Source organism: Stenotrophomonas sp. YJH_SMC_80 (assembly GCF_059372495.1).
The window spans coordinates 357,161-384,034 of sequence record NZ_JCAFVP010000001.1; the positions used below are offsets into that span (position 1 = coordinate 357,161).

Consider the following 26,874-nt stretch of genomic DNA (forward strand, 5'->3'; position numbering starts at 1 on the left):
CTGCCCGCGTCCACTGATGTCGCGCTTGCCTCTGGCAGGCCAGGTCTCGACCGGGCAGGCTGTGGGCTGCTGTCGGACACCGCCCCGCAGGGCGGCGTGACGGGGCAGACGGGCGCGATGTTAGCCACGACGTTAACGGTGCGTGAGAGGACGGGCTGGAACTGACCCGGAATTCACGTACCCTTGGTTCATGATTGCGAAGCGGTTCACTGCCGCTTTGTTATCCCTCGTTCCGGTTTCCCCCTATTGAGCGCTCCATGAAAAAGATGCCTCGCTGGCTTGCCGTGTTTGCGGCCCTGTTGCTGCCCTTTGCTGCCGTCGCGCAGCAGAAGGGGCTGGATATCGACATCATCGGCGGCAATGCTTCCGCGCTGCCGATCACCATCGTGCCGATGCCTTACCAGGGGTCGGCGGCTGCACCGCAGACCGACGTCGCCGGCGTGGTCCGTGCCGACCTGGAGCGTTCGGGCCAGTTCCGTACGCTGCCCGAAGCGCAGATCGTCGAGAAGCCGGTGCGCGGCGGCGACATCCAGTTCGCCACCTGGCGCGCGCTGAAGCAGAACTACATCGTGGTCGGCCGCGTGCTCGACGCCGGTGCCGGCGCCTACCGCGTCGAGTACGAACTGTTCGACGTACCCAAGGGCGAACGCCTGCTGGGCCTGGCGATGACCGCCCGTGGCAACGCCATGCGCGACGTTGCCCACCAGATGGCCGACGCCATCTACGAAAAGATCACCGGTGTGCGCGGCGCCTTCTGGACCCGCATCGCCTACGTGACCGCCAGCGGCAAGGGCGACGCCATGCGCTACGCGCTGATGGTGGCCGACTCCGATGGCTTCAATCCGCAGACCATCGTGCGTTCGGCCGAGCCGCTGCTGTCGCCGTCGTGGAGCCCGGATGGCAGCAAGCTGGCTTACGTCAGCTTCGAGCGTGGCAATTCGGCCATCTACATCCAGAACATCGGTACCGGCGCGCGTGAGCTCGTCACCAGCTTCCGCGGCATCAACAGCGCCCCGGCGTTCTCGCCGGACGGCCGCAAGCTGGCCCTGACCCTGTCGCGTTCGGGCAACCCGGAAATCTACGTGATGGACCTGGGCAGCAAGCAGCTGACCCAGCTGACCAACCACTTCGCCATCGATACCGAGCCGACCTGGGCGCCGGACGGCAGCGCGGTGTACTTCACCTCCGACCGCGGCGGCCGTCCGCAGGTCTACAAGGTCGGCGCGGGCGGCGGCAGCGCCGAGCGCGTGACCTTCCAGGGCAACTACAATGCCAAGCCCTCGGTGTCCTACGACGGCAAGAAGATCGCCGTCGCCCAGGGCTCGGGCAACAGCTACAAGATCGCGGTGATGGACAGCTCGCTGGGTTCGCCGCGCTGGAGCACGCTGTCCCCGGGCTCGCTGGATGAATCGCCGAGCTTTGCGCCCAACGCGAGCATGGTGTTGTACGCCGCCCGCGAAGGTGGCCGTGGTGTGTTGTATGCCGTCTCGGCCGATGCGCGGGTTCGCCAGCGCCTGGTCCTGGCCGATGGTGATGTGCGCGAGCCGGCATGGTCCCCATACCGTACCCAGCGCTAAAAGAGTGTTAATATTTTCGTTGTCTTGAACCCCTCATCGGCCTAGGAGCCACAAAGGTATCGCCATGAACAAGTCCACCCGCGTTCTGCTTGTTTCCCTGCTGTCTGTGGCCGTCCTGGCCGGTTGCTCGAAGAAGGTGAAGGAAGAGCCGGCAGCCCCGGTCGACACCGGCACCTCGACCACCACCCCGACCGGTCCGTCGACCTCCGGCCTGTACGGCCCGGGCGACCTGGATACCGACGCTTGCCTGCGCCAGCGTGTTGTCTACTTCGACCTGGACAAGGAAGACGTGAAGCCGGAATTCCAGGCCATCATGGCGTGCCACGCCAAGTACCTGCGTGACCGTCCGTCCTCGCGCATCACCCTGCAGGGTCACACCGACGAGCGCGGTTCGCGCGCGTACAACCAGGCCCTGGGTGAGCGTCGTGGCAACGGCGTCAACTCGGCCCTGCAGGCCAACGGTGGCTCGGCTTCGCAGCTGACCGTCGTTTCCTACGGTGAAGAGCGTCCGGTCTGCACCGAGTCGAACGAGTCCTGCTGGTCGCAGAACCGTCGCGTCGAAATCGTCTACACCGCGCAGTAATCCATGCGCATTGGCATCAAACTGATGCTGGTCGTTGCGGCAGCCCTCGTGGCTGCCGCACCGGCGCATGCACAGCGACAGAGCCTGGCTGACCGTGTCGGCGCGCTCGAGCAGCAGATGTACAACAACAGTGCCAACCAGGACCTGTTGAACCAGATCAACCAGCTGCGGCAGCAGGTCACCAGCCTGCAGGCCTCGATCGAGCAGTTGCAGCACGACAACGCCCAGCTCAAGCAGTCCGCCCAGGACCAGTACCTGGATCTGGACAGCCGCCTGAACCGGTTGGAAGGGGGCAATGCCGCCCCGGCCCTGCCGCCCGTTCCGGCGAGCGCGCCGAAGGCCGCACCGGCCCCGGCAAAACCCGCAGCGGCGGCCACTTCCGAGCGGCCGCCTTCCGTCCATGGTGATGCCGGCAGCCTTGCCGCCACCGGCGACGAGCGCACCTCCTACAACGTCGCCTTCGATTCGCTGAAGGCCGGCAAGTACGATGATTCGGCGCAGCTGTTCCTGAGCTTCCTGCAGCTGTACCCGAACGGCGTCTACGCGCCGAACGCGCTGTACTGGCTGGGCGAGAGCTACTACGCCACCCGCAATTTCCCGATGGCCGAGACCCAGTTCCGTGAACTGCTCGCGCGCTATCCGACCCACGACAAGGCCGCTGGCGGCCTGCTCAAGGTTGGCCTCTCGCAGTATGGCGAGGGCAAGGTCGACCAGGCCCAGCAGACGCTGGAGAGCGTCGTGGCGCAGTACCCGGGCTCGGACGCCGCGCGCACCGCCCAGGATCGGCTGCAGTCCATCCGCCTCGGCAAGCAGATCCGTTGATCCGCTGACCGGGCGTACAATGCGTACCCTGGCGCCGGGCTGATTTCCGGTAGCCTCCTGTAGAGCCGAGCCCATGCTCGGCTGCTTTCGTTTCCGGCGCCGATAAATCGGTCGCCCGTCCCATGAAGAATTGTTTGCCATGACCGCCGTTACCCCGTCCAACGCCGTCGCCACCCCCAGCGACATCGTGCAGTCGCCGCTGCCGCGCCTGAAGATCACCGAGATCTTCACCTCGCTGCAGGGCGAAGCCGATACCGCCGGCTGGCCGACCGTGTTCGTGCGCCTGACCGGCTGCCCGCTGCGCTGCCAGTACTGCGATACGGCCTATGCCTTCCACGGCGGCACCTGGTGGGACATCGACGACATCGTGGCCGAGGTGCTGGCCCAGGGCGTGCGCCACGTCTGCGTGACCGGCGGCGAGCCGCTGGCGCAGAAACGCTGCCTGGTGCTGCTGCAGAAGCTGTGCGACGCCGGCATGGACGTCTCGCTGGAAACCTCCGGCGCGCTGGACGTCAGCGCGGTGGACCCGCGTGTATCGCGCGTGGTCGACATCAAGACCCCGGGGTCTGCCGAAGTGGCGCGCAACCGCTGGGAAAACCTGCCGCTGCTGACCGCACGCGACCAGATCAAGTTCGTCATCTGCAGCCGCGAGGACTACGACTGGGCCAAGGCCCTGGTCGCCGAGCACGAGCTGGTGAAGCGCTGCACCGTGTTCTTCTCGCCCAGCAAGGGCGAGATCACCGCGCGGCAGCTGGCCGACTGGATCGTCGAAGACCGCCTGCCGGTGCGCTTCCAGATGCAGTTGCATAAAATCCTGTGGAACGACGAGCCGGGCCGATGAGCCCGCGCGGCGTTCCCTGATGTAGCTCCGGCGCGGGACAGCGTGCTGGCTTTCCCCTCCCAACCGGATGTTTTACCCATGAAGAAGGCAGTCGTGCTTCTCTCCGGCGGCATGGATTCAGCCGCCGTCATCGCCATGGCCCAGGAACAGGGCTTTGCCGTGCATGCCCTGAGCGTGCGCTATGGCCAGCGCCATACCTCCGAACTGGATGCCGCCGCCCGCGTGGCCAAGGCCCAGGGCGTGGTCGCGCACAAGACCGTGGACGTGGACCTGCGCAGCATCGGTGGCTCGGCGCTCACCGATGACATCGACGTGCCCGAGGCCGGCGGTGCCGGCATTCCGGTCACCTACGTACCGGCGCGCAACACCATCATGCTGTCGCTGGCCCTCGGCTGGGCCGAAGTGCTCGGCGCCAACGACATTTTCTGCGGCGTCAACGCGGTGGATTATTCCGGCTATCCGGACTGCCGCCCCGAGTTCGTGGCCGCGTTCCAAGCGCTGGCCAACCTGGCCACCAAGTCGGGCGTGGAAGGTGCGGGCATCAAGGTACACGCGCCGCTGCAGTTCCTCAGCAAGGGCCAGATCGTCAGCGAAGGCGTGCGCCTGGGCGTGGACTTCGGCCTGACCGTGTCCTGTTACAACGCCGACGCCAACGGCGCCGCCTGCGGCCACTGTGACGCCTGCCGCCTGCGCGCGCAGGGCTTCGCCGAAGCCGGCGTGCCCGACCCGACGCTGTACGCCTGACCGCCCCTGGTAGTGCCGGCCGCTGGCCGGCTTCCCTGATGGGTGTGAATTCCCAGATGGTGGGTGCGAATCGCTCCCTCGGTGGGTGCGAACCGTTGGTTCGCACTGGCTGACTCGCCGGGCAGGTCTGACTCTGGTGGGTGCCAACCTTGGTTGGCACTGTCCGCCAGACACGGCCCGGCGCTACCGCTGCCGCAACCACCCCGATGCTTCAATAAACGCCCGCACCGCCCCCGCATCGGCATAGTCCAGCTCGATCATCCGCGCGACACCGGCTTTCTCGTCGGCTTGCTGGCGCATGTACTCCTGCGCGATGCGGTAGCCGGCGTAGTACCCCACATCACCCACCCCGAACGGATTACCGGCGCTGTTGTACAGCCAGTTGTCCAGATCCCCGCCGTCCATTTCAGTGACGAAACGCGCGCGGATTTCCGCTTCGTGCGCGGGCCCGTAGCTGTACAGCGGCAACGCTGGCCGACGCCCGCTCAGCCGTTCGGCCACATACTCCGCCACGCCTTCGCGCACCGCGTACTGCGCCAGGCTGCCGGTAGTTTCGCGCTGCTGGGTATGCACGTACTCGTGCAGGTTGTTCTGCGCGTTGTTCGCCCCCGGACGGCTGTCGTAGAAGATCCGCAGGCGGCTGCGCATCGGCTCCGGCAGCTCGCTCACATCCACGCGTTCATCGCCCAGCGCCATCTCCGCACCGATCAGTACCTTGTCACCCAGCGTGGTCCCGCCAGTACGCAGCACGCCCACGGCATAGGTGATGGTGGCCGGGCGCAGGGCAGGGTAGAGCGTGCGGAAGGCGGCCAGGTCCCGTTCCAGTGTGGCGCTGGCCTGCTGCGCGTTGGCGGTGAGCGCTCGCACCGAAGCCCAGAAGCGCGGCCAGGCCCGCATGGCCTCGGCGTATTCGCGGGCGGTGTAGTTACGGACCTGCATCAGCGCATGCAGGCCGGGGCTGCCTGGATCGATGTAGCGCTCCTGCACCAGTGCGACCTGGCGTTCAACGTCGGGCTCGGCGCGCACAGCGTCATAAGTGGCCCAGAAGCGGCCGATGTCGTCGGTGACGACCTGGGATGGGGCGGCCAGTGCCGCACAGGGCAGCAACAGGGCGGCAATGAGGCAGAAGGGCAGGCGCATCCGTGGCTCCGGGCAGGAATCACAGCTGGGATGCGCGTGAGGCCCAGAAGGTTTAAGCGGGCTCACCAGATCGGGTAGTGCCGGCCGCTGGCCGGCAACCTCGACGCATCAGGGTTTCACCCGGCCCGGCAAAGTAGGGTAGAATGCCCACCCCGCCGAAAGGCTGGGGCAGTGCAATGGGCCGTTAGCTCAGTCGGTAGAGCAGAAGACTTTTAATCTTTTGGTCGAAGGTTCGAATCCTTCACGGCCCACCATTGCATCCAATGACCCAGGTCATTCAGAAAGGCACCGTAATGCGGTGCCTTTTTTGTTGCCCTGGTCCGTGGCTTCTACTTCGCCCGCATTCCCTTGGCTTTTGCGGCCGCCGCGTCGGCAGCTTGCTGTGCGGCCGTCGCTGCCGCATTCGCGGAACGCACGGCTTCCGCTTGAGCCGCGTCAAAGTCAGCCCGGCGCTGCGCGCTGATCCGGCGTTCCAGTTCTGAATATGCGACGTAGCTCTCCGGATACTTCGCGACGCAGGCCTGCTGCAGCAGCGGGATCGCGTGGTCGGACAATCCCGGTTGGAGGTGGGCGAGCAGGCAGTCCGCATACGCTGCGGATGCTGGCGGAGTGCTGCTGGACTGCGGTGAGGCGGCGGCAAGGGTGGTGGCGATCAATACACTCAACATGGGAACCTCCTTGTGGATATGAGCGTGGCGGCGACCAGTCCGTGAGCCAAGGTGCCCGTTGCATGACCATCACCGGCTCCATGGTGCTTCAGTTCCGGCAGATCGGCAAAGTGCCGCGAACGACAGTGCCTCCGGCGGTCTATGCTCGGCATCTTTCCCAGGATGGGCCGTCCCATGCGTCTGATCGTGCTGTCGCTGTTGTTGTCCGTCGTCTCCGCCGCGCCGCTGATGGCCGCCGAATCCGCGTCGCCCGCCCCCGGCACGCCGCTGGTCATCGGCGAGACCTTCACCATCGAGTCGAAGGCGCTGGGCGAGACCCGTCGTATCAACGTCTACCGCCCGCAGCCGTGGGGGCTGGACCCGAAGGCACCGCTACCGGTGCTCTACATGCCCGACGGCGGCATCGGCGAGGACTTCCTGCATGTGGCCGGGCTGGTGCAGGTGCTCAGCGGCAACGGCAGCATGCGTCCGTTCCTGCTGGTTGGCATCGAGAACACCGAGCGCCGCCGCGACATGACCGGCCCCAGCAAGGACCCGCAGGACCAGAAGATCGCGCCGCGCATCGGCGGCTCGGCGGCCTACCGTACCTTCCTGCGCGATGAACTGATGCCGCAGGTGCGCCAACGTTACCCGACCACCGACGAGCGCGCGCTGATCGGCGAGTCGCTGGCCGGCCTTTTCGTGGTCGAGACGTTGCTGCAGGAGCCGACGCTGTTCAACAGCTACATCGCGCTGGACCCCAGCCTGTGGTGGAACCGTGGTGCAATGCTGGCCGGGGCGGCCAGACAGCTGCCGGCGGTGACGCGCACACGGCCGCGCGTGTTCCTGGCCAGCAGTGGGCAGCCGGAGCTGGCAGCCTCTGCCGCACAGCTGGCAACGCTGCTGCAGCAGTCATCGCCATCTGCGCTGGTGAAGTACCTGCCGCTGCCGGAGGAAACCCACGCCACCGTCTATCATCCGGCCGCGTTGCAGGCGCTGCGCACGCTGTTCCCGGCGCCGCCGCCGGCCTCGCCCTGACCGCACTGGTACCCGCCTGCACACCATGCAACGATGCGGCAGCGGCGCCATCGGGTGCGCCGCCCGCAACGGGAGCGTATGGATGCAGCGTGTGCGTGGATGGAGTGTGGCGGCCTGCCTGGCCGTGAGTGGCTGTGCGATGTCGGTGGCGCCGCCCGCAGTGCAGAGTGAAGCGAAGGACAGTGCGCCGACTGCCACGCCGGGTGTGGTGCTGCCGGACACCGAAGCGCTGCGCGTGCACGACCCGGTCGGCCGCGATTATCCGGTCTGGGTGGCGCTGCCGGCCGACTATGCGGCGCATCCGGAAAAGCACTATCCGGTGCTGTACGTGACCGATGCGCTGTACAGCTTCCCGCTGGTGCGCAGCGTGCGCAACATGGTCGGGCAGAAGGGCGTCAACATCGAGGATTTCATCCTGGTCGGGCTGCCGCCGCAGGAAGGCCTGACCTCCAAGCAGAGCCGCTCGCGCGATTACACGCCCAGCGACCCGGTGCGTACCGATCCGCGTGATTACAGCGATGACGTCAGCTACGGCGGCGCGGCGCACTACCGCGATTTCCTCGCTGGGCAGGTACTGCCGATGATCGATGCGCGCTACCGCACCGATCCGGCGCGGCGTGCCTATGCGGGTCATTCCTATGGTGGCCTGTTCGGCGCCTATGTGCTGACCACGCGCCCGGACATGTTCCGCACCTACATCCTGTCCAGCCCATCGCTGTGGTTCGACGACCATCGGGTGCCGCGCATGCAGGCCGAAGCCAAGGCGCCGGCGCAGCCCACCACGGTGGTGCTGTCGGTGGGCAGCTTTGAAACGGTCAAGCCCGAACCGCGCTACTTCACCCGTAACGACATGCTGCGCCACAACGCCGAATTCGCCGAGCAGCTGCGCAGCAGCGGGCGATCGTTGAAGGTGGAGAACATGGTGATCGATGACGAGGATCACTTCACCGTCTACCCGGACATGATCACCCGCGCACTGCTGAAGGTGTTCCCGGGTACCGGACCGTACAGCAGCGGTTGATGAATGCCTCAGGCCGCCTGTGCATCCGCCCCGGTCAACACGCCCACATCGGCGTGCCGGAAGCACAGCCGGATGGCGTCGAGCAGCTCGCTCATGTTGTACGGCTTGGGCAGGAAATGGACGCCGTCGCGCAGCTGCGGCAGCACCTGGTGCTGGTCCATGCCCGACGTCACCAGGATCGGCAGCTGGGGATACAGGCCGCGGACCCGGTTGGCGGCTTCAATGCCACTGATCGCGCCCAGATTCACGTCGGTGAACAGCAGGTCGAAACGCTCACCGGCGGCCAGCAGGCCCAGCGCCGCTTCGGCAGAGCTCACGCCCACTACGTGGCAGGCCTGGCTTTCCAGCGCCAGCCGGCTCAGTTCGCGGGTTTCCTCGGCGTCCTCGATAAGCAGGACGCGGGGTTCAACGTGGCGCTTGGACAGCAACATGACGCGACAACTCCGGATAGCAACGGTGAAAAGGCGCGCAAGTATGCGCAAGCCGGTAGTGATCCCGACGTGCACGGCAAGCTAAGCGGGCGTTACAGGCCTCTCTGGCGCCGGAGCCGCACGTGCCAGGCCAGCACCGCGACCGCGAGCAGGGCGGTGCCGATGCGCAGGCTGGTGGCCTGCCAGCCCAATGCGAGGGCGTCATCGAGGCTGAACACATTCCAGGCCAGGTTCATCGAAACATGCAGGACCAGGCCGCACCAGAGCGTGTTGCCGTCAAGGTGGTCGAGCCAGGCGAAGATGAAGCCGCCCACGGCGATCACCGCGCCGACGAACAGCGCGATGCCGCCACCGTCGAACCCGCCGAAGCCGAGCCAGTGCACCATGCCGAACAACAGCGCCTGCGGCAGTGCAAGCCATGGCCAGGGGCCGCGCACGATCTTCACCAGCAGCACGAAGCCCAGGCCGCGGAAGAGCACTTCCTCGGCCAGCGGGAACAGCACCGCCAGCATCGTGGCATCCAACACGGTCAGCGCGGTGTTCGGCGTGCCGAGCAGCGCCAAGCCGAGCCAGCAGGGCAGGCTGGCCAGCAACACCCACATTGGACCGTTCCAGCCGTTTGTGCGCAGCCCGAGGCTGGCCAGCAGGCTCATGCCACGGGGCCGCAGCAGCGCGGCCAGCAGCAGTGCCACCATTACCGCCAGCGCGTTGTCCAACAGGCTGCCGCCATAGGGGATGGGCAGTGCGGGAATCGGTGTGCCGATGGCCGTGGCGATATCGCGCAGGTTCAGGCCAAGGCCGACACCCAGCAGCACCAGCAACAGGCGTGCGGTGGTGGGCAGGCGGGACGACACGGTCATGTACGCATTCCCTGCGGAACAAGGACGCAGCGTGCCACGCGGTATGCATGTGGACACGCGCCGGAAGTCCCTGTGCCATCGGTCATGCGTTGCCGCACAGTCATCGCGGTGCAGGTACAGTCATCGCGGTGCAGGTACAGTCGAAACCAGACCGACAGGAGCAATGCCGATGCTGTGCCCCGTGTGCAAGACCCAGACGCTGCAGATGGCCGAACGCCATGGCATCGAGATTGATTATTGCCCGAGTTGCCGCGGTGTGTGGCTGGATCGTGGCGAGCTGGACAAGATCATCGAACGTGCGGGCGCCGGTGCTGCAGTACCTCCGCCAGCGCCCGTGCAGGCTCAGCCGGCGTCCGCGCCGCCACCGGTGATGCACCGTGATACCCGCCACCTCGGCCAGCGCTACGAGGACAACCGGGGACACGGCTACAAGAAAAAGAAGAAGGACAGCTTCCTGTCGGAGTTGTTCGATTTCTAGTTTGTAGCGTCGAGCCATGCTCGACGTTTGGCGCTAACAGTCGAGCAAGCTTCACTCTACATGGGGCGCGTGATCACGGCCGCCGCAGGATGAACTCGCGGTCGCGCGTGTCACCGACGATGAAGTCGTACTCGCCAACCTTGCTGCAGCCATAGCGCGCGTAGAAGCGCTGTGCGCCGAAATTCTCTTCCCACACGCCCACCCACAGGGTGCGGCGCTGCGGCTGGTCCAGCCACGCCATGAACGCGTCCATCATGCGTGCACCATGTCCGCCGTTCTGGTGTGCGGCCAGGATGTAGAACCGCTTCAGTTCGATGTCACCTTCGCATGCATCCGTGTGCGGCAAGGTGTTGGCACCGGCGGCCAGGTAGCCGACCACGGCGTCACCGTCCAGCAACAGCCAGATGGCACTGCGTGGGTCGGACAGTTCGATGCGCTGCGGTTCGCTGCTGTAGTGCGCCTGCAGGAAATCGTGCAGCTCCTGCGGCGGATAGGAATCGCCCCAGGTTTCGTTGTACGTGGCGATGGCGATCGCCGACAGCGCGTCGACATCAGCAAGGGTGGCGCGGCGGATCTGCAACGACATGGCGGTGCCTGCATTGGAACGTGGCGCAGTGTAGCCGGCCCCGGCGGCTGCCGGGGCTGGCCATTGCTCACGATCCGCTGCTCAGAACCACATGCGCACGCCGGCCACCCAGCGCGTGTCGCGCGCGTGGTCACCGGCATAGTCGGCGGTGTCGCCAAAACTGCGTTCGTGACTGATGCCGATGTAAGGCGCGAAGCGACGGCTGAACTCGTAGCGCAGGCGCAGGCCGGCCTCTACCTTGTTCAGGCCACGGCCGATGCCGTACTCCTGCTCGTCCTTGGCCGCAACGGTAGCTTCCAGCAGCGGCTGCAGGATCAATCGGTTGGTCAACAGCACGTCGTACTCGATCTCGGCCTTGGCCAACACCTGGCCGCCGGAGCCCATGTACAGCGTGGCCGAGCTTTCGAACTTGTACGGCGCCAGACCCTGGATGCCGATGGCCGCCCATGTGCGCGAGTCGGACGGGCGGAAGTCCTGGCGCACGCCGACCAGCACGTCCCACCACGGCGACACGCTGCGGCCATACAGTGCTTCCAGTGACGACGATTCGGTGCGGCCGCGGCTGCGTTCGCCATCGGTGCGCAGCCACAGGCGGTTGATGTTGCCGCCGACCCAGCCGGTGGCTTCCCATGCCTGGCCGTTGCTGCTCTTGCCATCCCAATGCTCAAGCCGGTCGATCAGCAGCAGGCTGTTGATCTCCGGCGCGTGTTCCATCGCGCCACGCGCGATCGGCGGGAAGGCGGCGGCGCGGTCGGCATCGGTCGGGACCGGGATCGGTTCGCGCGGTTCGGTGGGTGCAGGCGTGCCGTGGCCCATCGCCCCGTGGTCCATCTGCGAATGGTCCATCGCAGATGGCTGCATCGCGCCATGGTCCATCTTCGAGTGGTCCATCGTGGAGTGGTCCATGCCGGCCTGATCCGCCGCACCCATGTCCATCTCCGAATGATCCATCTTTGAATGATCGACCGGTTCGGCCGGGGTCTTCGCGCTCTTCGCAGGCACGTTCATCGCGCCCATGTCATGGCCGGCGTGCGACTGCGCGAACACCGGCAACGCGGCGGCCAGGCCCAGGGCCAGCAGGCTGGGGGAAAGCAGTGAGCGGCTCATTCTTCGATCCTCACTTCGCGCATCATGCCCGCTTCCATGTGGTACAGCAGATGGCAGTGGTAGGCCCAGCGGCCGAGTGCATCGGCGCGCACGCGATAGCTGCGGCGGGTGCCCGGCGGCATGTCGATGGTGTGCTTGCGGACCTGGAACTCACCTTGCGCGTCTTCCAGATCGCTCCACACGCCGTGCAGGTGGATCGGGTGCTGCATCATGGTGTCGTTGACCAGCACGATGCGCATGCGCTCGCCGTAGTTCAGCCGCAGCGGCTCGGCGCTGGCGAACGGGACGCCATCGAACGACCAGGAGAACTTCTCCATGTGGCCGGTCAGGTGCAGCTCGATCTCGCGGCTCGGCTCGCGGCCATCCGGGTCTTCGAACAGGCTGCGCATCGCGCCGTAGGTCAGCACCTGGCGGCCGTTGTCGCGCAGGCCGATGCCGGGGTCGTCCAGCTTCGGTTCGGTAGCCGAGCTCTGCATGTCCACCAGCGGGTTGTTGCGCTCGCTGGCCGGATGCTTCGGTACCTTGCTGGCGGCACCGCCGCCGTGCGCACCATGGCCCATGCTGGCGCCGCAGCTACCTTCCGTGCCCTTCATCGCGGCCATGTCGTGGCCACCATGGCCACCACTGCCCATGTCGTGCCCCATGTCGCTCATCGTCAGCAACGGGCGTGGGTCGCGCGCGGGAATCGGTGCCTGCAGCCCGTGGCGTACCGCCAGCGTGCCGGCGGCGTAGCCGGTGCGACCCATGTCCTGGCAGAAAATGGTGAACGCATCCTGGCCGGTGGGTTCGACCAGCACGTCGTAGGTTTCGGCGGGAGCGATGCGGAATTCGTCGATGCTGACCGGGTGGATGTACTGGCCGTCAGCGGCCACCACGGTCATCTTCAAACCGGGGATGCGCACGTCGAAGTAGGTCATCGACCCGCCGTTGATGAAGCGCAGCAGCACCTTTTCGCCACTGCGGAACAGGCCGGTCCAGTTGCCGGCCGGGGCGGTGCCGTTCATCAGGTAGGTGTAGGTATGCGCGTTGATATCGGAGATATCGGTGGGCGTCATCCGCATCCGGCCCCACATGCCACGGTCGGACAGCGCCGCGGACCAACCGTCGCGTTTCGCGTCGCGCAGGAAGTCGGGCAGGGTGCGCTTGTAGTAGTTGTCGTGCTCGGCCAGCTTCTTCATGCGCCGGAACAGCGCGCCCGGGTCCATGTCGGTCCAGTCGGACAGCATGATCACGTGCTCGCGGTCGTGGTGGTACGGCGCCGGTTCGGCCGGGTCGATGATCAGCGCGCCGTACAGGCCGGCCTGTTCCTGGAACATCGAGTGGCTGTGGTACCAGTAGGTGCCCGACTGCTTCAGCTGGAAGTGGTAGTGGTAGGTCTCGCCGGGGCCGATGCCGTTGAAGCTCAGGCCCGGCACGCCGTCCATGTTGGCCGGCAGCAGGATGCCGTGCCAGTGGATGGAGGTCGGGTGGCGTTCCAGCGTGTTGCGCACGAACAGGTCCACGGTCTGGCCTTCGCGCCAGCGCAGGACCGGGGCCGGCAACGAGCCGTTGACGGTGATCGCCGGGCGGGTGCGGCCGGTGAAATTGGCCAGCGATTCGCCGATGGCCAGTTCGATGCGGGTATCGCTGAGCACGGCGGGGGCACCGGCCAGCCGTGGGGTGGCAGTGGCGGCGGCGAGCGCGCGTTGCGGCACGCCGACAGCGGCGATGCCGGCGACCACGCCACCGGCGGCCAGGCCCTGCACGAACAGGCGGCGCGACGGCATGGGCACAGCACCCGGACCGGGGGGATTGCGGGTATTCATGGTGGAGACTCCAGACACGGAAAGACGCCGGCAGGCCGCCGGCTCCGGTGCGCAGGGCGCACAGTGCGTGGGGAATCAGCCGATGGGAGGGCGTGAGATCGGCGGCAGCGGCGGCGACGGGCGGCCGGTGGCCGGCATCGGCTGTGGTGCCAGCGACAACGCCGGGCCGGCCATGAACGGCAACGCCTGCACCACCAGCAGCGGGTGCTGGGCGCAGCTGCGCACGCAGTCCTTGATCTGGCAGTGGGTGTCGTGGGCGGGGGCCTTGGCCTGCGGGGCCTGATCGGCGTGCATGGCGGCGTGGTGGTGGCAGTCGGCATTGCCGCCTTCAAGGGCGGCTGCCGCGTGGGCCATCCGGCCCATTTCCTCGTGACCGCTGGCCATGGCCGCGTTCAGCCCGTTGAGCAGCAGGCTGAGCATGAGCACGACACGGAGCAGGGTCGAGGCGAGGGACATGGCGCTAATCTAGCCGCAAGCGGCCGTGGATGCACTTCCGGCTGAATGGTCGGTTCAAGGTTGGACCTGCACCAATGTAGAGCCGAACCCGCGCTCTGCTGCTTCTGCGGCCACGGCAGCCGAGCGTGGGCTCGGTGCTACAGGGAGCCCGGCGTCAGCCTTCTTCGCGCACGATCTCGACCAGGCGCGGGCCGTAGCGGCTCAGCTTGGTGCCGCCGATGCCGCCGACCCGGGCCAGTTCATCCAGGCTGGTCGGGCGCTGCTCGGCGATGTTGCGCAGGGTGCTGTCGTGGAAGATCACGAAGGCCGGCACGTTCTGTTCGCGCGCCAGTTCGGCACGCAGGCCGCGCAGGGCGTTGAACAGGGCCAGGTCCTGCGGCAGTACCGACAAGCCGGTGCGCTGCGCACTGCGCTCGCGTCCGCTGGTGCTGCTGGCTGGATCGCGGCGCATGCTGATCTGGCGGCGGCCGGTCAACACGTCACGGCTGGCATCGGTCAAGCGCAGGCCACCGTGGCCCTCGCTGTCCACTTCCAGCAGGCTGGCGGCGACCAGCTGGCGGAACACGCTGCGCCAGGTGCGCGCATCCAGATCGCGGCCGATGGCGTAGGTGCTGAGCTTGTCGTGGCCCTGCTGCTTCACCTTCTCGTTCTCGCTGCCACGCAGGACGTCGATCAGGTGGCCGACGCCGAAGCGCTGGCCAGTGCGGTAGACACAGCTCAGCGCCTTCTGCGCCGGAATGGTCGCGTCCCACGAGGCCGGCGGCGTCAGGCAGTTGTCGCAGTTGCCGCACGGCTGGGGATAGGTCTCGCCGAAACCGGCCAGCAGCACTTGGCGGCGGCACTGCATGGATTCGCAGTAGCCCAGCAGGTGATCGAGCTTGCCCCGCTCCAGCTGCTTGCGTTCTTCGCCGGCCTCGGATTGTTCGATCATCTGCTTGAGCAGTACCACGTCGCCCAGGCCGTAGCACAGCCAGGCCTCGGCAGCTTCGCCATCACGACCAGCGCGGCCGGTTTCCTGGTAGTAGCCTTCCATCGACTTGGGCAGGTCGGTATGCGCGACAAAGCGCACGTCCGGCTTGTCGATGCCCATGCCGAAGGCGATGGTGGCGCACATGACGATGCCGTCCTCGCGCAGGAAGCGGCGCTGGTTGTTCGCGCGCACTTCCGGCGGCAGGCCGGCGTGGTAGGGCAGGGCGTTGAAGCCCTGGCCGCAGAGGAATTCAGCGGTCTCCTCGACCTTGCGCCGCGACATGCAGTAGACGATGCCGGCCTCGCCACGGTGGCCGCGCAGGAAATCGGTCAGCTGCTTGCGCGCGTTGTCCTTCTGCACCACGGTGTAGCGGATGTTGGGGCGGTCGAAGGAGCTGACGAAGTGGCGTGCTTCCTGCAGATCCAGGCGCTCGGCGATCTCGCGCTGGGTCGGCGGGTCGGCGGTGGCGGTGAGCGCGATCCGCGGAATCTGCGGCCAGCGCTCGTGCAGTACGGTCAGCTGGCGGTATTCCGGGCGGAAGTCGTGGCCCCACTGCGACACGCAGTGGGCTTCGTCGATGGCGAACAGGGCGATCTGGCTGCGCGACAGCAGCGACAGGAAGCGGCCGGTCAGCAGCCGCTCGGGAGCGACATAGAGCATGTCCAGCTCACCCGCGAGCAGTTCGCGCTCGACGCGGCCGGCGGTCTCGGCATCCAGGGTTGAATTCAGGTACTCGGCACGCACGCCGAGCTGGCGCAGAGCTTCGACCTGGTCCTGCATCAGCGCGATCAGCGGCGAGATGACGATGCCACATCCGTCACGCAGCAGGGCCGGGACCTGGTAGCACAGCGACTTGCCACCGCCGGTGGGCATCAGTACCAGGGCATCATGACCGGCAGCCACATGCTCCACGATGTCCTGCTGCGGACCACGGAAATCGTCATAACCAAAGACGCGTTGGAGCAGGTCGTGCGCGGGACGGGAAGCCATCCGGCTAGTTTACCCCGGCGGGGGAGTCGGCAGGGCTGCGCCCTGCACCTGCTACAAGCCAGAGCAACGTCAAAGGCAACAGCCGGCTCTGGGGTGATTCGCGGGTTGGCGGGGTGGTGTCGGAGCGCGGGGACGCCGCAAGTACGTCCGTGTAGGCTTGGCAGCCGCATCCATGCGGCTGACACCCCGCAATCCGACACCGCCCCACCTTCGACAGTTTCCCGCGGCCGTTGGTGGGTGTCGACCTTGGTCGACACCTCTGTCAGATATCGAATGAATTCATTCGTGTCGACCAAGGTCGACACCTACCAGAGCGGACGCTGTTCCAGCAGATCGCGGAAAACTGTCGAAGGCGGGGTGGGGCCGGTGGCAGGCGTGTCCGCGGCGTGGATGCCGCGGCCAAGCCCCCAAGGACGGGTTTACGGCGTCCCCTGCCACCGGACCCACCCCGCCAGCCCACAGATAGCCAGCTTTTGACGTTGCCGTTGCCTCTGCGGGTGCAGGGCGCAGCCCTGCCGAACACCCCCAACCCTTACTGGAGGAGCGAGCGCAGCATCCAGGCGTACTTCTCGTGGGTCTGCAGGCGCTGGGTCATCAGATCCTCGGTCGGGGCGTCATCCCCCTTGGCCGCCACCTCCAGCACTTCACGTGCCGTACGGCAGACCGCTTCGTTGGCGACCACCAACTGGCGTACCATTTCACGCCAGTCCGCACTGTCGGTCAGGCCCGGTTCCTCGGCGATCGAGGTCAGCGCAGCGAATTCCCGGTAGGAGCCCGGGGCATTGAAGCCCAGCGCGCGGATGCGCTCGGCCACGTCGTCCAGTGCCGCCCACTGCTCGGTGTACTGCGTCTCGAACATGGTGTGCAGCGAGTTGAACATCGACCCGGTCACGTTCCAGTGGAAGTTGTGCGTCTTCAGGTAGAGCGTGAACGCATCGGCCTGGAAGCGCGACAGACCGTCAGCGATCTTCTTGCGGTCGCCCTGGGTGATCCCGATATCGATGTTCGGTGCCGACGGTGCCGCCGCTGCAAGCTTCTGCTTGCCGGTCTTGGCCTTGGTCGTGCTCTTGGTCTTCGCCATGGGGTTCCTCCTTGTGGAATCGTTGGCCTTCACAATAAACCGGTCGTGATGACTGGTCGCTTTCAAAGTTTTGAACGAACCGATTGATGAACTCTATCGATAAAAATCCATCGCCCCGCCTGCGCCAACAGCGTGCCGCCATCGACGGCGCCATGAGCCGCGACCGGGGCCGTTTGCTGGGAATGCTCTCGCGTTGCCAGGCCAAGCCCCGGGATGCGGCGCTGGCCGCCACCTTCGAGCAGGCCTTGCAGGCGTCGGTGCAGCGCCGGCAGGTGCGGGCGCAACAGCAGCCGTCCATTACTCTGGACCCGCAGCTGCCGATTGCGCGTGAAGCCGACGCCATCATCGCGCTGATCCGCGAACATCAGGTGGTGGTGATCGCCGGTGAAACCGGCTCGGGCAAGACCACCCAGCTGCCGAAGCTGTGCCTGGCCGCCGGCCGTGGCCAGGCCGGCATGATCGGCTGCACCCAGCCGCGACGGATTGCCGCACGTGCGGTGGCCAGCCGCGTGGCACAGGAACTGCAGAGTGAACTGGGCCAGCTGGTCGGCTACCAGGTGCGCTTCAATGACAAGGTCAGCGAAGACAGCCGCATCAAGTTCATGACCGACGGCATCCTGCTGGCGGAGATCGCCAGTGACCGCTGGCTGTCGAACTACGACACGATCATCGTCGACGAGGCGCACGAACGCAGCCTCAACATCGATTTCCTGCTGGGCTACCTGAAGCAGCTGCTGCGCAAGCGGCCGGACCTGAAGCTGATCGTCACCTCGGCCACCATCGACACCGAACGCTTCGCCCAGCATTTCGACAATGCGCCGGTGATCAGCGTCGAAGGCCGTACCTATCCGGTGGAAGTGCGCTACCGCGCGCTGGAAGGCGAGGGCGAAGACCAGGGCGACCGCACCGTCAACGACGCCATCGTGTCGGCCATCGACGAGATCACCCGCCTGGATGCGCGCGGCGACGTGCTGATCTTCCTGCCGGGCGAGCGCGAGATCCGCGATGCGCACCAGTCGCTGGAACGGCGCAAGTACCGCAATACCGAGGTGCTGCCGTTGTACGCGCGGCTGTCCAACCAGGACCAGGACCGGGTGTTCAACCCCGGGCCGAACCGGCGCATCGTGCTGGCCACCAACGTGGCGGAAACTTCGCTGACGGTGCCGCGCATCCGTTACGTGGTCGATCCGGGCTTCGCCCGCGTCAAGCGCTACAGCCCGCGCAACAAGCTGGACCGCCTGCACATCGAGCCGATCTCGCAGGCCAGCGCCAACCAGCGCAAAGGTCGCTGCGGACGTATCGCCGAAGGTATCTGCTACCGCCTGTACGCCGAAGCCGATTTCCAGGCGCGGCCCGAATTCACCGATCCGGAAATCCGCCGCTCCAGCCTGGCCGGGGTGATCCTGCGCATGCTGCAGCTGGGCCTGGGCCGCATCGAGGATTTCCCGTTCCTGGAAGCGCCGGACGAGCGTGCGGTGGCCGATGGCTGGCAGCAACTGACCGAACTGGGCGCGATCGACGCCGAGCGGCGCATGACCACCATCGGCAAGCAGATGGCACGCCTGCCGGTGGACGTGAAGCTTGCGCGCATGCTGGTGGCCGCGCAGGCCGCAGGCTGCCTGCGGCCGATGCTGGTGATCGCCTCGTTCCTGGGCATCCAGGACCCGCGCGAACGCCCACCCGAAGCGCGTGGTGCGGCCGACAGCGCGCACGCGCAGTTCGCCGATGGCCGCTCCGAGTTCGTTGGCGTGCTGCGCCTGTGGGATGCCTACCGGCAGGCCCATGAAGACCTGACCCAGTCCAAGCTGCGCGACTGGTGCGGACGTCATTTCCTCGGCTTCCTGCGCATGCGCGAGTGGCGCGAGCTGCATCGCCAGCTGCGGCTGCTGTGCGAGGAACTGGGCTGGAAGGAGGAGGCCAGCGAGGCGTCGATGGCGCCGTTGCTGGCCGGCAGCAGTGCGCCGGCACCGGCGCGTGACGACGCGGCGGCGGTGAAAGCCACCCGGGGCCAGCTGCACCGCGCCGCGCGCCTGGCCCGCGAAGGCAAGGCCGAGGCCGCACCGGCGCCGGTGGCCGTGCGCGCGCAGAAGGAACAGGCGCCGGTTGGCGGCGGTTTCAGCGAACGCGTGCGCGCCGCCGCCTACCAGACCCTGCACCGGGCGCTGGTGGCGGGCCTGCCGACGCAGATCGGCCACCGCACCGAGAAGGGCGATTTCCAGGCACCACGCCAGCGCCGGTTCCTGCCGTTCCCGGGGTCGGCGCTGTCCAAGCGGCCGCCGCCGTGGCTGCTGGTGGCCAACCTGCTGGATACGCAGAAGGTGTGGGGCATGACCCTGGCCGCGATCGAACCGGACTGGGTGATTGCCGAGCTGCCGCACCTGCTGCTGCGCAAGCACTTCGATCCGCACTGGTCGCGCGCGCAGGGACAGGTGCTGGCCTCCGAGCAGATCAGCCTGTTCGGCCTGGTGCTGGCGCCGAAGAAGCCGGTGCATTACGGCCGCATCGAGCCGGGCGAGGCACATGACATCTTCGTGCGCCAGGCATTGGTGACCGGCGAGATCAACACCCGCGCCAGTTTCGTGGCCGACAACCAGAAAGTGCTGGAGGTCGCCCGCGAGGAGGAAGCCAAGCTGCGCCGCGCCGGCATTGTTGCCGACGAGGACTGGCAGGCGCGCTGGTACCTGGACCGGGTACCGCCGCAGATCCATTCGGCGGCGGGGCTGGATACCTGGTGGAAGGGACTGGCGCCGGAACAGCGCAAGGCGCTGCATTGGTCGCTCGCAGACCTGCTGCCCGGCGAGGGCAGTGAGCAGGAGCGCTACCCGAAATACCTGGCGCTGGGCCAGGCGCGGTTGCCGCTGCACTACCGCTTCGAGCCGGGTGCCGACGATGACGGCGTGACCCTGGACGTGCCGCTGCACCTGCTCAATGCATTGGACCCGGTGCAGCTGGGCTGGCTGGCGCCGGGCTTCGTCGCCGACAAGGCCTCGGCACTGATCCGCAGCCTGCCCAAGGCAATGCGTCGCAACTACGTGCCGGCGCCGGACTTCGGCCGCGCGTTCTACGAGGCGTTCCCGCAGCCCAGCGCCGATGCCATCACCGGCGAACTGGCGCGTTTCCTGTCACGTGCAACCGGTGCCACCGTGACCGCGCTCGATTTCGAGCCCGGTTCGATCGAGCCGCACCTGCACATGAACCTGCGGCTGCGCGACGAGCAGGGCAAGGTGCTGGCCACTTCGCGTGATCTGGACGCACTGCGCGCGAAATTCGGCGGTCGTGCCGGCGATGCCTTCGCTGCACGCGCTGGCCGCGAGATGGCGGCCGATGGCCTGCGCACGTTCCCGGCCACGCCGATACCGTTGCAGGTGCCCGGTGAAGCCGGCGTTCCGGCCTATCCGGCATTGCTGGACGAGGGTGACAGCGTGGCGCTGCGCATCTTCGCCGATCGGCAGCAGGCACAGGAGGCTCACCCGCTGGGCGTGCGCCGGCTGCTGGAGATCGCCCTGGCCGAGAAGGTCAAGCAGGCGCGCAAGCAGCTGCCGGTGGGCGCCAAGACCGGCCTGTTGTATGCGGCGATCGAGTCGCAGGAGCGTCTGCGCGGAGACCTGGTGGATGCGGCGATGAACGCGGTGTTGGCGGAGGGCCTGGAAGACATCCGCGATGCGGCGGCCTTCGAACAGCGCCGTGAGCATGCGGCCAAGGCCCTGTTCGGCGAGGCCATGTCGCGGCTGAAACTGGCCGAAACCATCCTGGCGCTGGTGGCGGAACTGAAGCCGATGCTGGAAGCACCGTTGATGGGTTGGGCGCGCGGCAACCTGGACGACATGGAAGCGCAGCTGTCCGGGCTGATCCACCCCGGTTTCCTGCGCGATACGCCGGCCGACGCGCTGGCGCAGTATCCGCGCTACCTGAAGGCGATGATCCTGCGCACCGAACGCGCCAAGCGTGATCCGCCACGTGACCAGGCACGCATGCTGGAACTGCATCCGTTCCTGGAAGCGCTGGAAACGGCAGAGCAGCAGGGCCTGCGCGATCGCCCGCAATGGCAGGCGCTGCGCTGGGACCTGGAAGAGCTGCGGGTGTCGCTGTTCGCGCAGGAGCTGGGGGCACGTACCGGCATTTCGGCGAAGAAGCTGGCGCAGCGGGTGACGGCACTGCGCCAGGCCTCGTAACCCCCGACCCGACCCCGCCGGACGATGACCGGCGGGGTACGGTGGAATGTCATCCACGCGTGGCGTGGATCCACTACTTGGAGCGGCGCACCTTGGGCTGGCTGTTCACGCCTTCCACCTTCATGTACCACACGCCCATCACGCCGGGCTTGATGCTGACATTGGGCGATTGCTTGCGCACGCCGACCACGCTGGTGCTGTCGGTCTGCTCCCATTCCTGGCCGTTGTCCAGCACGTAGACGCGGCCCTTGCCGAAGCCACGGAACTCGCCCTGCAGCACGCCGGTGATCGGCTCGCTGCTGCCGAAATCGAAGAACCCGCGGTTCTTCACGATCACTTCCTGGCGGCCCTGTTCGCGGGCTTCTTCGCGTACCGCTGCCACAGCCTGGGTCGTCGCCGCTTCAACCTTGCCCTGCAGCCAGCGGTTGAGCGTGGCCAGTTCCTGCGCGCTCAGCTTGTCCAGGCCGGCCGCCTTGAATTCGGTCGGCGACATCTGCTGCTGCAGGTCACCGTCCACCACGCGCTGGGCCAGCGCAGGCGCCGACAGGGACAGCAGCAGTGCGGCGCAGGCCAGCAGCCGTGGACGGAAACGTGGGGCGATCGAGGGCATGGCGGAACTCTCCTGGGTTTGCCGGCGAGTGTAGCGGCATGTCTTCATGCCGGGTGATGGTGGCCGCGGTGATTGTCCCTGAACGGCGCCGGCGCTAGTGTAGGAACCTCTGTCTTGCCTGCTCGATGCTGTGAACCGCGCTTCTGTCCCCGGCCTGGATGCCTTGTTGAACCGTCCCTCCGCCGCGGTGCTGCCCGCTCCGCTGCGCCAGGCCCTGCGCGAACACTGGGAAGCACCGGAGTGCGACCACCAGATGCGCGCCAGCTGGTCGGTGCTGGGCGATACCCTCGATGCACTGTCGATGCTCTCCGCCGACGAAGGCGCGGTGGTTGCCGCGCTGTTGTTCGACCTGCCCGGCCTGCGCGCCAGCCTGGACCAGCTGCCGCTGGGCAACCACAAGGCGGCGGTGATCGGCCTGCTCGACGGCCAGGACGCCGCCGATCCGGTCTGGGCGCTGCATGCTGGCCGCGAGGCCGGGCGCAACAGCGAGGGCCTGCGCCGCCTGCTGCTGGCGATCATCCGCGACCTGCGCGTGGTGCCGATCCTGCTGGCCCGGCAGCTGGCGAGAATGCGCGCTGCCGACAAGCTGGACGACGAGCAGCGCCGGGCGCTGGCGCAGCTGACCCGCGACATCCATGCGCCGCTGGCCAACCGGTTGGGCATCTGGCAGCTGAAGTGGGAGCTGGAGGACCTGGCGTTCCGCCACCTGGAGCCGGAAACCTACCGCCGCATCGCGCGCGAAGTGGACGAAACCCGCGTGGCGCGCGAGCGCTACGTGCAGAACGTGAAGAAGCAGCTGTCGCGCGAGCTGGCCGCACAGGGCATCCATGCCGAAGTGAGTGGCCGCCCCAAGCACATCTACAGCATCTGGCGGAAGATGCAGAAGAAGCGGCTGGCGTTCGACCAGCTGTACGACATCCGCGCGGTGCGGGTGATGGTCGACGACGTCGCCGCCTGCTACGCCGCGCTGGGTGTGGTGCATGCGCTGTGGGCCCCGGTGCCGAGCGAGTTCGACGATTACATCGCACGCCCGAAGGCCAACGACTACCGTTCGCTGCACACCGCCGTGGTCGGCCCGGAAGGGCGCACGATCGAAGTGCAGATCCGCACCCACGAGATGCATTCCCAGGCCGAGCTGGGCGTGGCCGCGCACTGGAAGTACAAGGAAGGCGGCAAGGGCGCGGAAAAGTCGTTCGATCGCAAGATCACCTGGATGCGCCAGCTGCTGGAGCAGGCGCAGGACGGGCAGGGCAACGAACTGGCCGGGGCACTCGACGCCGAGCTGACCGAGGACCGGGTCTATGCGCTCAGCCCGAAGGACGAGGTGCTGGACCTGCCCCAGGGGGCCACGCCGCTCGATTTCGCCTACCAGGTACATACGATGGTGGGCCACCGCTGCCGCGGCGCCAAGGTCAATGGCCGCATCGTGCCGCTGACCTATCGCCTGCGCAGCGGCGACCGTGTCGAGATCCTCACCGGCAAGGAGGCCGACCCCCGCCGCGACTGGCTGATGCCCGCGCTGGGCTTCCTGGCCAGCAACCGCTCGCGCGAAAAGGTGCGCAGCTGGTTCCACAAGCTGGACCGCGCGCGCAACGTGCAGGCCGGGCGCGAACTGCTCGAGCGCGAGCTGAAGCGCCTGGGGCTGCAGCATTCGGATCTGGCGGTGGCGGCGAAGAAGTTCCATGCCGACAGCGTTGACGACCTCTACATCCAGGTGGCGCTGGGCGACACTGGCCCGAACCAGGTCAGCCGTACGCTGCTGGAAGCAGAGCGCGCGGCCAGCCAGCCGGCCCCTGCGCCGGCGCTTCCGCGCCCGACCGCCCGCCGCGAGAACCTGGGCAAGTCCAAGTTCACGGTGCAGGGCGTGGGCAATCTGCTGGTGCAGCTGGCGCGCTGCTGCCAGCCGGTGGCCGGCGAACCGATCGTCGGCTACCTCACCCGTAGCCGCGGTGTCACCGTGCACCGGGCAGACTGTGCCGCGCTGGCCCGGCTGGCGGCCACCAGCCCGCAGCGCATCCTGCCGGTGGAATGGGGCCAGGCCGGGGGCGGCTACGAGGTGGACGTGGTGGTCAATGCGGTCGACCGCCGCTGGCTGCTGAAGGACATCACCAACCTGATCGCCCAGGAAGACGCCTACGTGCTCGACATCCACAGTGACAACGTGCGCAACAGTGGCCGTGCCCATCTGCGCCTGAGGCTGAAGGTCAGCGACTACGACCAGTTGTCGAACCTGCTGGGCAAGCTGGACGCGCTGCCGGGCGTGAGCGAGGCGCGTCGCCTCGGCTGAGCTTCACGCCGCCCCGGCTACCCTGCACGCATGGAACGCGAGCCCCCGCATCGCCCGCATGGCGCTGAACACCCTGCGCTGGATCGCGTCCGCCGCGAAGGCCGCTGGTGGTGGCTGCAGGCACGTCATGCGCGGCGGGTCTGGCGATGGGCGCTGGTCGCGGCGCTGGCGGTGTTCGTGCTGCTGGTGCTGCTGCGCAAGCCGCTGGCCGACTGGTTCTGGGACGAGCCGCAGATCGAACAGCTGCTGGTCGAAGGCGATCGCGCGCTCGCCGCCGGCCGGCTGAGTGCGGCCGACGGCAGTGGTGCGCGGGAGCGCTACCAGGCGGTGCTGGCACTGGATGGCGATCGGCCGCAGGCGCGCCAGGGCCTTGCACGAACCGCCGCGGCAGCATTGCAGCAGGCCCGCGACAAGCTGCAGGGCGACGATCTGGAGGGCAGCGCGCAGTCACTGGCGCTGGCCCGCGAGCTGCAGGTGCCGCAGGGCGACGCCGACGCCGTGGCCCGCCAACTGCAGGCGCGGCGTAGCGCCGGCGCCGGTATCGGCGCGTTGCTGGCCCAGGCCCGCAATGCGTTCGCGGCCGGCCGGCTGGACGATGGCGACAGCAGTGCGTTGCCGCTGTTCCAGCGCATCCTGGCACTGCAGCCGGACAACCTGCCCGCTCTGGAGGGGCGCGAGGATGCACTGAGCGATCTGCTGCAGCATGCGCGCGCGCTGGCCGGACGCGGGGAACTGGCTGAAGCCGCTGCGACGTTGCAGCGCGCGCGCCTGTTCGATGCAGGCCACGCCGATCTTCCCGCCAGCCAGGAGGCCCTGGCACGGGCGGTCGACGAGCGCTTGCGGCAGGCACAGCGCGCACTTCAGCGACAGCAGCTGGAACGTGCCGCAAAGGGGTTCCTGGCCGTGCTGGCGGTGGCGCCGGACGATCCCACTGCCCAGCGGGGCCGCGAGCAGGTGCTGCAGGCGGTGCTGGCGCGAAGCCAGATCCAGGCCGACGATTTCCAGTTCGAGGCGGCGCAGCGTGATGCCGTGCTGGCCGAAGCACTGGGCGCTTCGCAGGCGGCACGACAGCAACTGGTGCAGCGCCTGCAGCGTGCACGGCAGGCCCGGGAGGCACTGCAGCAGCCCGCAGTGAGCAACGCGCAGCGTGAACGCGAGCTGCGCGATCACCTGCGCCGGATCGAACGCGCCGAGCGCGCAGGCCAATGGATCAGCCCGCCGGGGCACAGCGCATTCGATGCCCTTCGCGAAGCACAGGCGCTGGCACCGCGCGATTCACGTGTGAAGGCCGCGGCCGCGCGCCTGCTGCCTGCCAGTCGCCGTTGTTTCGACGACAACCTCCGGCAGAACCGGGTGCAGGCTGCAGGTGCCTGCCTGCAGGCCTGGCAGACGTTGTCTCCCACCGCTGGCGGCCTGCCTGCGGCCCGCCAGCGCCTCGCGCAGCGTTGGATTGCGATTGGCAGCGAACGATTGGGCAACGGAGATGTCGCCTTTGCCGAACGTGCGCTCCAGCAGGCGGGCGAGCTTGGCGTCGGCCCTTCCAGCAGCGAGTACCAGCAGTTGCGGCAGCGCCTGCGCGACATCGGGGTGTCGTCGCCCTGAGCCCGCCGTTGCCGGAGGGACCGCTATAGTAGCCACCCCTCGCAACATCCCCACGGAGTGCCGATGACCGTCCTTGTTTCCGGAGCCACCAGCCAGATCGGCCGGTTCCTGCTGCCGCGCCTGGTGCAGGCGCATGGGCGGGTACAGGCGGTGAGCCGGCAACCGCGACCGGCACAGGACGGCGTGCAGTGGCTGTGCGGGGACCTGGCGGCTGCGCTGGACAGCGTGCCGTCTCCGGACTGGCAGGCGATTGCCAGCTTCGGCCCCCTTGAAGCATTGGCGCAGTGGTTGTCGCGGCAGACGGCGGCCCCCGCGCAGCAGGTCATCGCCACCAGTTCGATGAGCGTGCTGAGCAAGCAGAATTCCGAGCAGGCCGACGAGCAGGACGTCGTGGCGATGCTGCAGCGGGGCGAAGCGGGCCTGATCGCGCAGGCCGAGCGCCTTGGCATGGGCTGGACAATCCTGCGGCCGACCCTGATCTATGGGGCCGGCATCGACCGCAGCATCACCCCGATCGTGCAGCGTGCGCTGCGTCTGCGCCTGTTTCCGATTCCGCTGGTGGGAGGCCTGCGCCAACCGGTGCATGCCGACGATATCGCCCGCGCCGTGGTGGCCTGCATCGCCACCGGTGCAGCGTCGGCACGGGTGCTGGAAATCGGCGGTGGCGAGCGCCTGCCCTATCACGCGATGTTCCGCCGCGTGCACGCCAGCCTGGCACAGCCGACATTGGCGCTGCCGTTGCCGGGCGCGGCACTGCGGGGCCTGGCCGCGGTGCTGCCGCGGGCGCGTGGTCCGGTGTCACGCCTGCAGCAGGATCTGATTGCGGACAATGGCCCGCTGCAGGCGCTGCTGGACGTACATCCGCGGCCGTTCCAGCCCGACGCGGACACGTGGCGACCGATGAGCGCGGCCCAGGCCGTGCAGCGGATCGCTGCGTATCCCGGCCACGGCTAGCCAGCCACCATATCCATCCTCTTGGGGGGGGCTCTGCTACCATCCCCCGGCCCTTGTTTCCGCGAGTACGTT

The 26,874-nt window shown here is 67.5% G+C and carries 23 protein-coding genes and 1 tRNA gene; 13 read left to right on the forward strand and 11 right to left on the reverse strand.

All coding sequences use genetic code 11. The annotated features are described in order from the left end of the window. The first annotated feature begins 257 nt into the window (after positions 1-257). The 5 genes from tolB (at position 258) to queC (ending at position 4,567) form a co-directional block, all read left to right on the forward strand. Positions 258-1,577, forward strand: a complete 1,320-nt coding sequence (gene tolB, locus AC5P99_RS01550) for a Tol-Pal system beta propeller repeat protein TolB (protein ID WP_049449191.1) — start codon at positions 258-260, stop codon at positions 1,575-1,577. 64 nt (positions 1,578-1,641) lie between these two features. Beyond that, positions 1,642-2,160 carry a peptidoglycan-associated lipoprotein Pal gene (gene pal / locus AC5P99_RS01555; RefSeq protein WP_005410748.1) on the forward strand — a complete coding sequence of 173 codons (519 nt, stop codon included), beginning with the start codon at positions 1,642-1,644 and terminating at the stop codon, positions 2,158-2,160. A gap of 3 nt (positions 2,161-2,163) precedes the next feature. Further along, positions 2,164-2,982 carry a tol-pal system protein YbgF gene (gene ybgF / locus AC5P99_RS01560; RefSeq protein WP_005414274.1) on the forward strand — a complete coding sequence of 273 codons (819 nt, stop codon included), beginning with the start codon at positions 2,164-2,166 and terminating at the stop codon, positions 2,980-2,982. 139 nt (positions 2,983-3,121) lie between these two features. After that, positions 3,122-3,823 carry a 7-carboxy-7-deazaguanine synthase QueE gene (gene queE, locus AC5P99_RS01565; protein WP_005410746.1) on the forward strand — a complete coding sequence of 234 codons (702 nt, stop codon included), beginning with the start codon at positions 3,122-3,124 and terminating at the stop codon, positions 3,821-3,823. Positions 3,824-3,901: 78 nt separating this feature from the next. Continuing rightward, positions 3,902-4,567, forward strand: a complete 666-nt coding sequence (gene queC, locus AC5P99_RS01570; RefSeq protein ID WP_005410745.1) for a 7-cyano-7-deazaguanine synthase QueC — start codon at positions 3,902-3,904, stop codon at positions 4,565-4,567. 183 nt (positions 4,568-4,750) lie between these two features. Here queC and AC5P99_RS01575 read toward each other — a convergent pair whose 3' ends face one another. Then, on the reverse strand, positions 4,751-5,707 hold the full coding sequence (locus AC5P99_RS01575) for a DUF2268 domain-containing putative Zn-dependent protease (RefSeq protein ID WP_495212819.1): 957 nt from the start codon (positions 5,705-5,707) through the stop codon (positions 4,751-4,753). A 178-nt stretch (positions 5,708-5,885) separates the two neighbouring features. Between AC5P99_RS01575 and AC5P99_RS01580 the strand changes: the two genes are divergently transcribed. After that, positions 5,886-5,961, forward strand: a tRNA-Lys gene (locus AC5P99_RS01580). 75 nt (positions 5,962-6,036) lie between these two features. Here the strand turns inward: AC5P99_RS01580 and AC5P99_RS01585 are convergent. Continuing rightward, on the reverse strand, positions 6,037-6,375 hold the full coding sequence (locus AC5P99_RS01585; protein ID WP_005410743.1) for a hypothetical protein: 339 nt from the start codon (positions 6,373-6,375) through the stop codon (positions 6,037-6,039). Between the two features lie 174 nt (positions 6,376-6,549). On the opposite strand from AC5P99_RS01585, the gene AC5P99_RS01590 reads away from it, so the two are divergent. After that, a complete protein-coding gene (locus tag AC5P99_RS01590; protein ID WP_495212820.1) occupies positions 6,550-7,392 on the forward strand; it encodes an alpha/beta hydrolase in 843 nt (280 codons plus the stop codon). 82 nt (positions 7,393-7,474) lie between these two features. Next, positions 7,475-8,413 (forward strand): alpha/beta hydrolase, encoded by a 939-nt coding sequence (locus tag AC5P99_RS01595; RefSeq protein WP_495212821.1) that lies wholly within the window; start codon positions 7,475-7,477, stop codon positions 8,411-8,413. An 8-nt stretch (positions 8,414-8,421) separates the two neighbouring features. Here AC5P99_RS01595 and AC5P99_RS01600 read toward each other — a convergent pair whose 3' ends face one another. Both AC5P99_RS01600 and AC5P99_RS01605 read right to left on the reverse strand, forming a co-directional pair. Then, positions 8,422-8,844: a response regulator gene (locus tag AC5P99_RS01600; RefSeq protein WP_495212822.1), complete on the reverse strand. Its 423-nt coding sequence runs from the start codon at positions 8,842-8,844 to the stop codon at positions 8,422-8,424. A gap of 92 nt (positions 8,845-8,936) precedes the next feature. Continuing rightward, positions 8,937-9,704 (reverse strand): CPBP family glutamic-type intramembrane protease, encoded by a 768-nt coding sequence (locus tag AC5P99_RS01605; protein ID WP_495212823.1) that lies wholly within the window; start codon positions 9,702-9,704, stop codon positions 8,937-8,939. A 169-nt stretch (positions 9,705-9,873) separates the two neighbouring features. Between AC5P99_RS01605 and AC5P99_RS01610 the strand changes: the two genes are divergently transcribed. Then, positions 9,874-10,182, forward strand: a complete 309-nt coding sequence (locus AC5P99_RS01610) for a TFIIB-type zinc ribbon-containing protein (RefSeq protein WP_005410738.1) — start codon at positions 9,874-9,876, stop codon at positions 10,180-10,182. Between the two features lie 73 nt (positions 10,183-10,255). Here AC5P99_RS01610 and AC5P99_RS01615 read toward each other — a convergent pair whose 3' ends face one another. The 6 genes from AC5P99_RS01615 to AC5P99_RS01640 form a co-directional block, all read right to left on the reverse strand. Further along, positions 10,256-10,768 carry a GNAT family N-acetyltransferase gene (locus tag AC5P99_RS01615; RefSeq protein ID WP_059035174.1) on the reverse strand — a complete coding sequence of 171 codons (513 nt, stop codon included), beginning with the start codon at positions 10,766-10,768 and terminating at the stop codon, positions 10,256-10,258. 81 nt (positions 10,769-10,849) lie between these two features. After that, positions 10,850-11,875, reverse strand: a complete 1,026-nt coding sequence (locus AC5P99_RS01620; RefSeq protein ID WP_495212824.1) for a copper resistance protein B — start codon at positions 11,873-11,875, stop codon at positions 10,850-10,852. Continuing rightward, positions 11,872-13,680, reverse strand: coding sequence for a copper resistance system multicopper oxidase (locus AC5P99_RS01625; protein ID WP_285311852.1), 1,809 nt, complete (start codon positions 13,678-13,680; stop codon positions 11,872-11,874). Before AC5P99_RS01625 ends, AC5P99_RS01620 begins: the two co-directional genes overlap by 4 nt. Positions 13,681-13,755: 75 nt before the next feature. Then, positions 13,756-14,136 carry a CopL family metal-binding regulatory protein gene (locus AC5P99_RS01630; protein ID WP_049449174.1) on the reverse strand — a complete coding sequence of 127 codons (381 nt, stop codon included), beginning with the start codon at positions 14,134-14,136 and terminating at the stop codon, positions 13,756-13,758. A gap of 154 nt (positions 14,137-14,290) precedes the next feature. Beyond that, positions 14,291-16,096, reverse strand: coding sequence for a DNA helicase RecQ (gene recQ, locus AC5P99_RS01635; protein WP_005410733.1), 1,806 nt, complete (start codon positions 16,094-16,096; stop codon positions 14,291-14,293). A 532-nt stretch (positions 16,097-16,628) separates the two neighbouring features. After that, on the reverse strand, positions 16,629-17,177 hold the full coding sequence (locus AC5P99_RS01640; RefSeq protein ID WP_005410730.1) for a Dps family protein: 549 nt from the start codon (positions 17,175-17,177) through the stop codon (positions 16,629-16,631). 86 nt (positions 17,178-17,263) lie between these two features. Between AC5P99_RS01640 and hrpA the strand changes: the two genes are divergently transcribed. After that, the gene (gene hrpA / locus AC5P99_RS01645) at positions 17,264-21,349 is read left to right on the forward strand and encodes an ATP-dependent RNA helicase HrpA (protein WP_495212825.1); all 4,086 of its coding nucleotides are present in this window, start codon (positions 17,264-17,266) and stop codon (positions 21,347-21,349) included. Between the two features lie 73 nt (positions 21,350-21,422). Here the strand turns inward: hrpA and AC5P99_RS01650 are convergent, their stop codons facing one another. Continuing rightward, entirely contained in the window at positions 21,423-21,959 is a 537-nt protein-coding gene (locus tag AC5P99_RS01650; protein ID WP_495212826.1) for a hypothetical protein, read from the reverse strand. 130 nt (positions 21,960-22,089) lie between these two features. On the opposite strand from AC5P99_RS01650, the gene AC5P99_RS01655 reads away from it, so the two are divergent. The 3 genes from AC5P99_RS01655 (at position 22,090) to AC5P99_RS01665 (ending at position 26,802) form a co-directional block, all read left to right on the forward strand. Next, complete coding sequence (locus AC5P99_RS01655; RefSeq protein WP_043035705.1) at positions 22,090-24,246, forward strand: bifunctional (p)ppGpp synthetase/guanosine-3',5'-bis(diphosphate) 3'-pyrophosphohydrolase; 2,157 nt, start codon at positions 22,090-22,092, stop codon at positions 24,244-24,246. 30 nt (positions 24,247-24,276) lie between these two features. Continuing rightward, positions 24,277-25,848: a hypothetical protein gene (locus tag AC5P99_RS01660; RefSeq protein WP_099484100.1), complete on the forward strand. Its 1,572-nt coding sequence runs from the start codon at positions 24,277-24,279 to the stop codon at positions 25,846-25,848. Positions 25,849-25,911: 63 nt separating this feature from the next. Then, positions 25,912-26,802 (forward strand): SDR family oxidoreductase, encoded by an 891-nt coding sequence (locus AC5P99_RS01665; protein ID WP_049450269.1) that lies wholly within the window; start codon positions 25,912-25,914, stop codon positions 26,800-26,802. Positions 26,803-26,874: the final 72 nt, after the last annotated feature.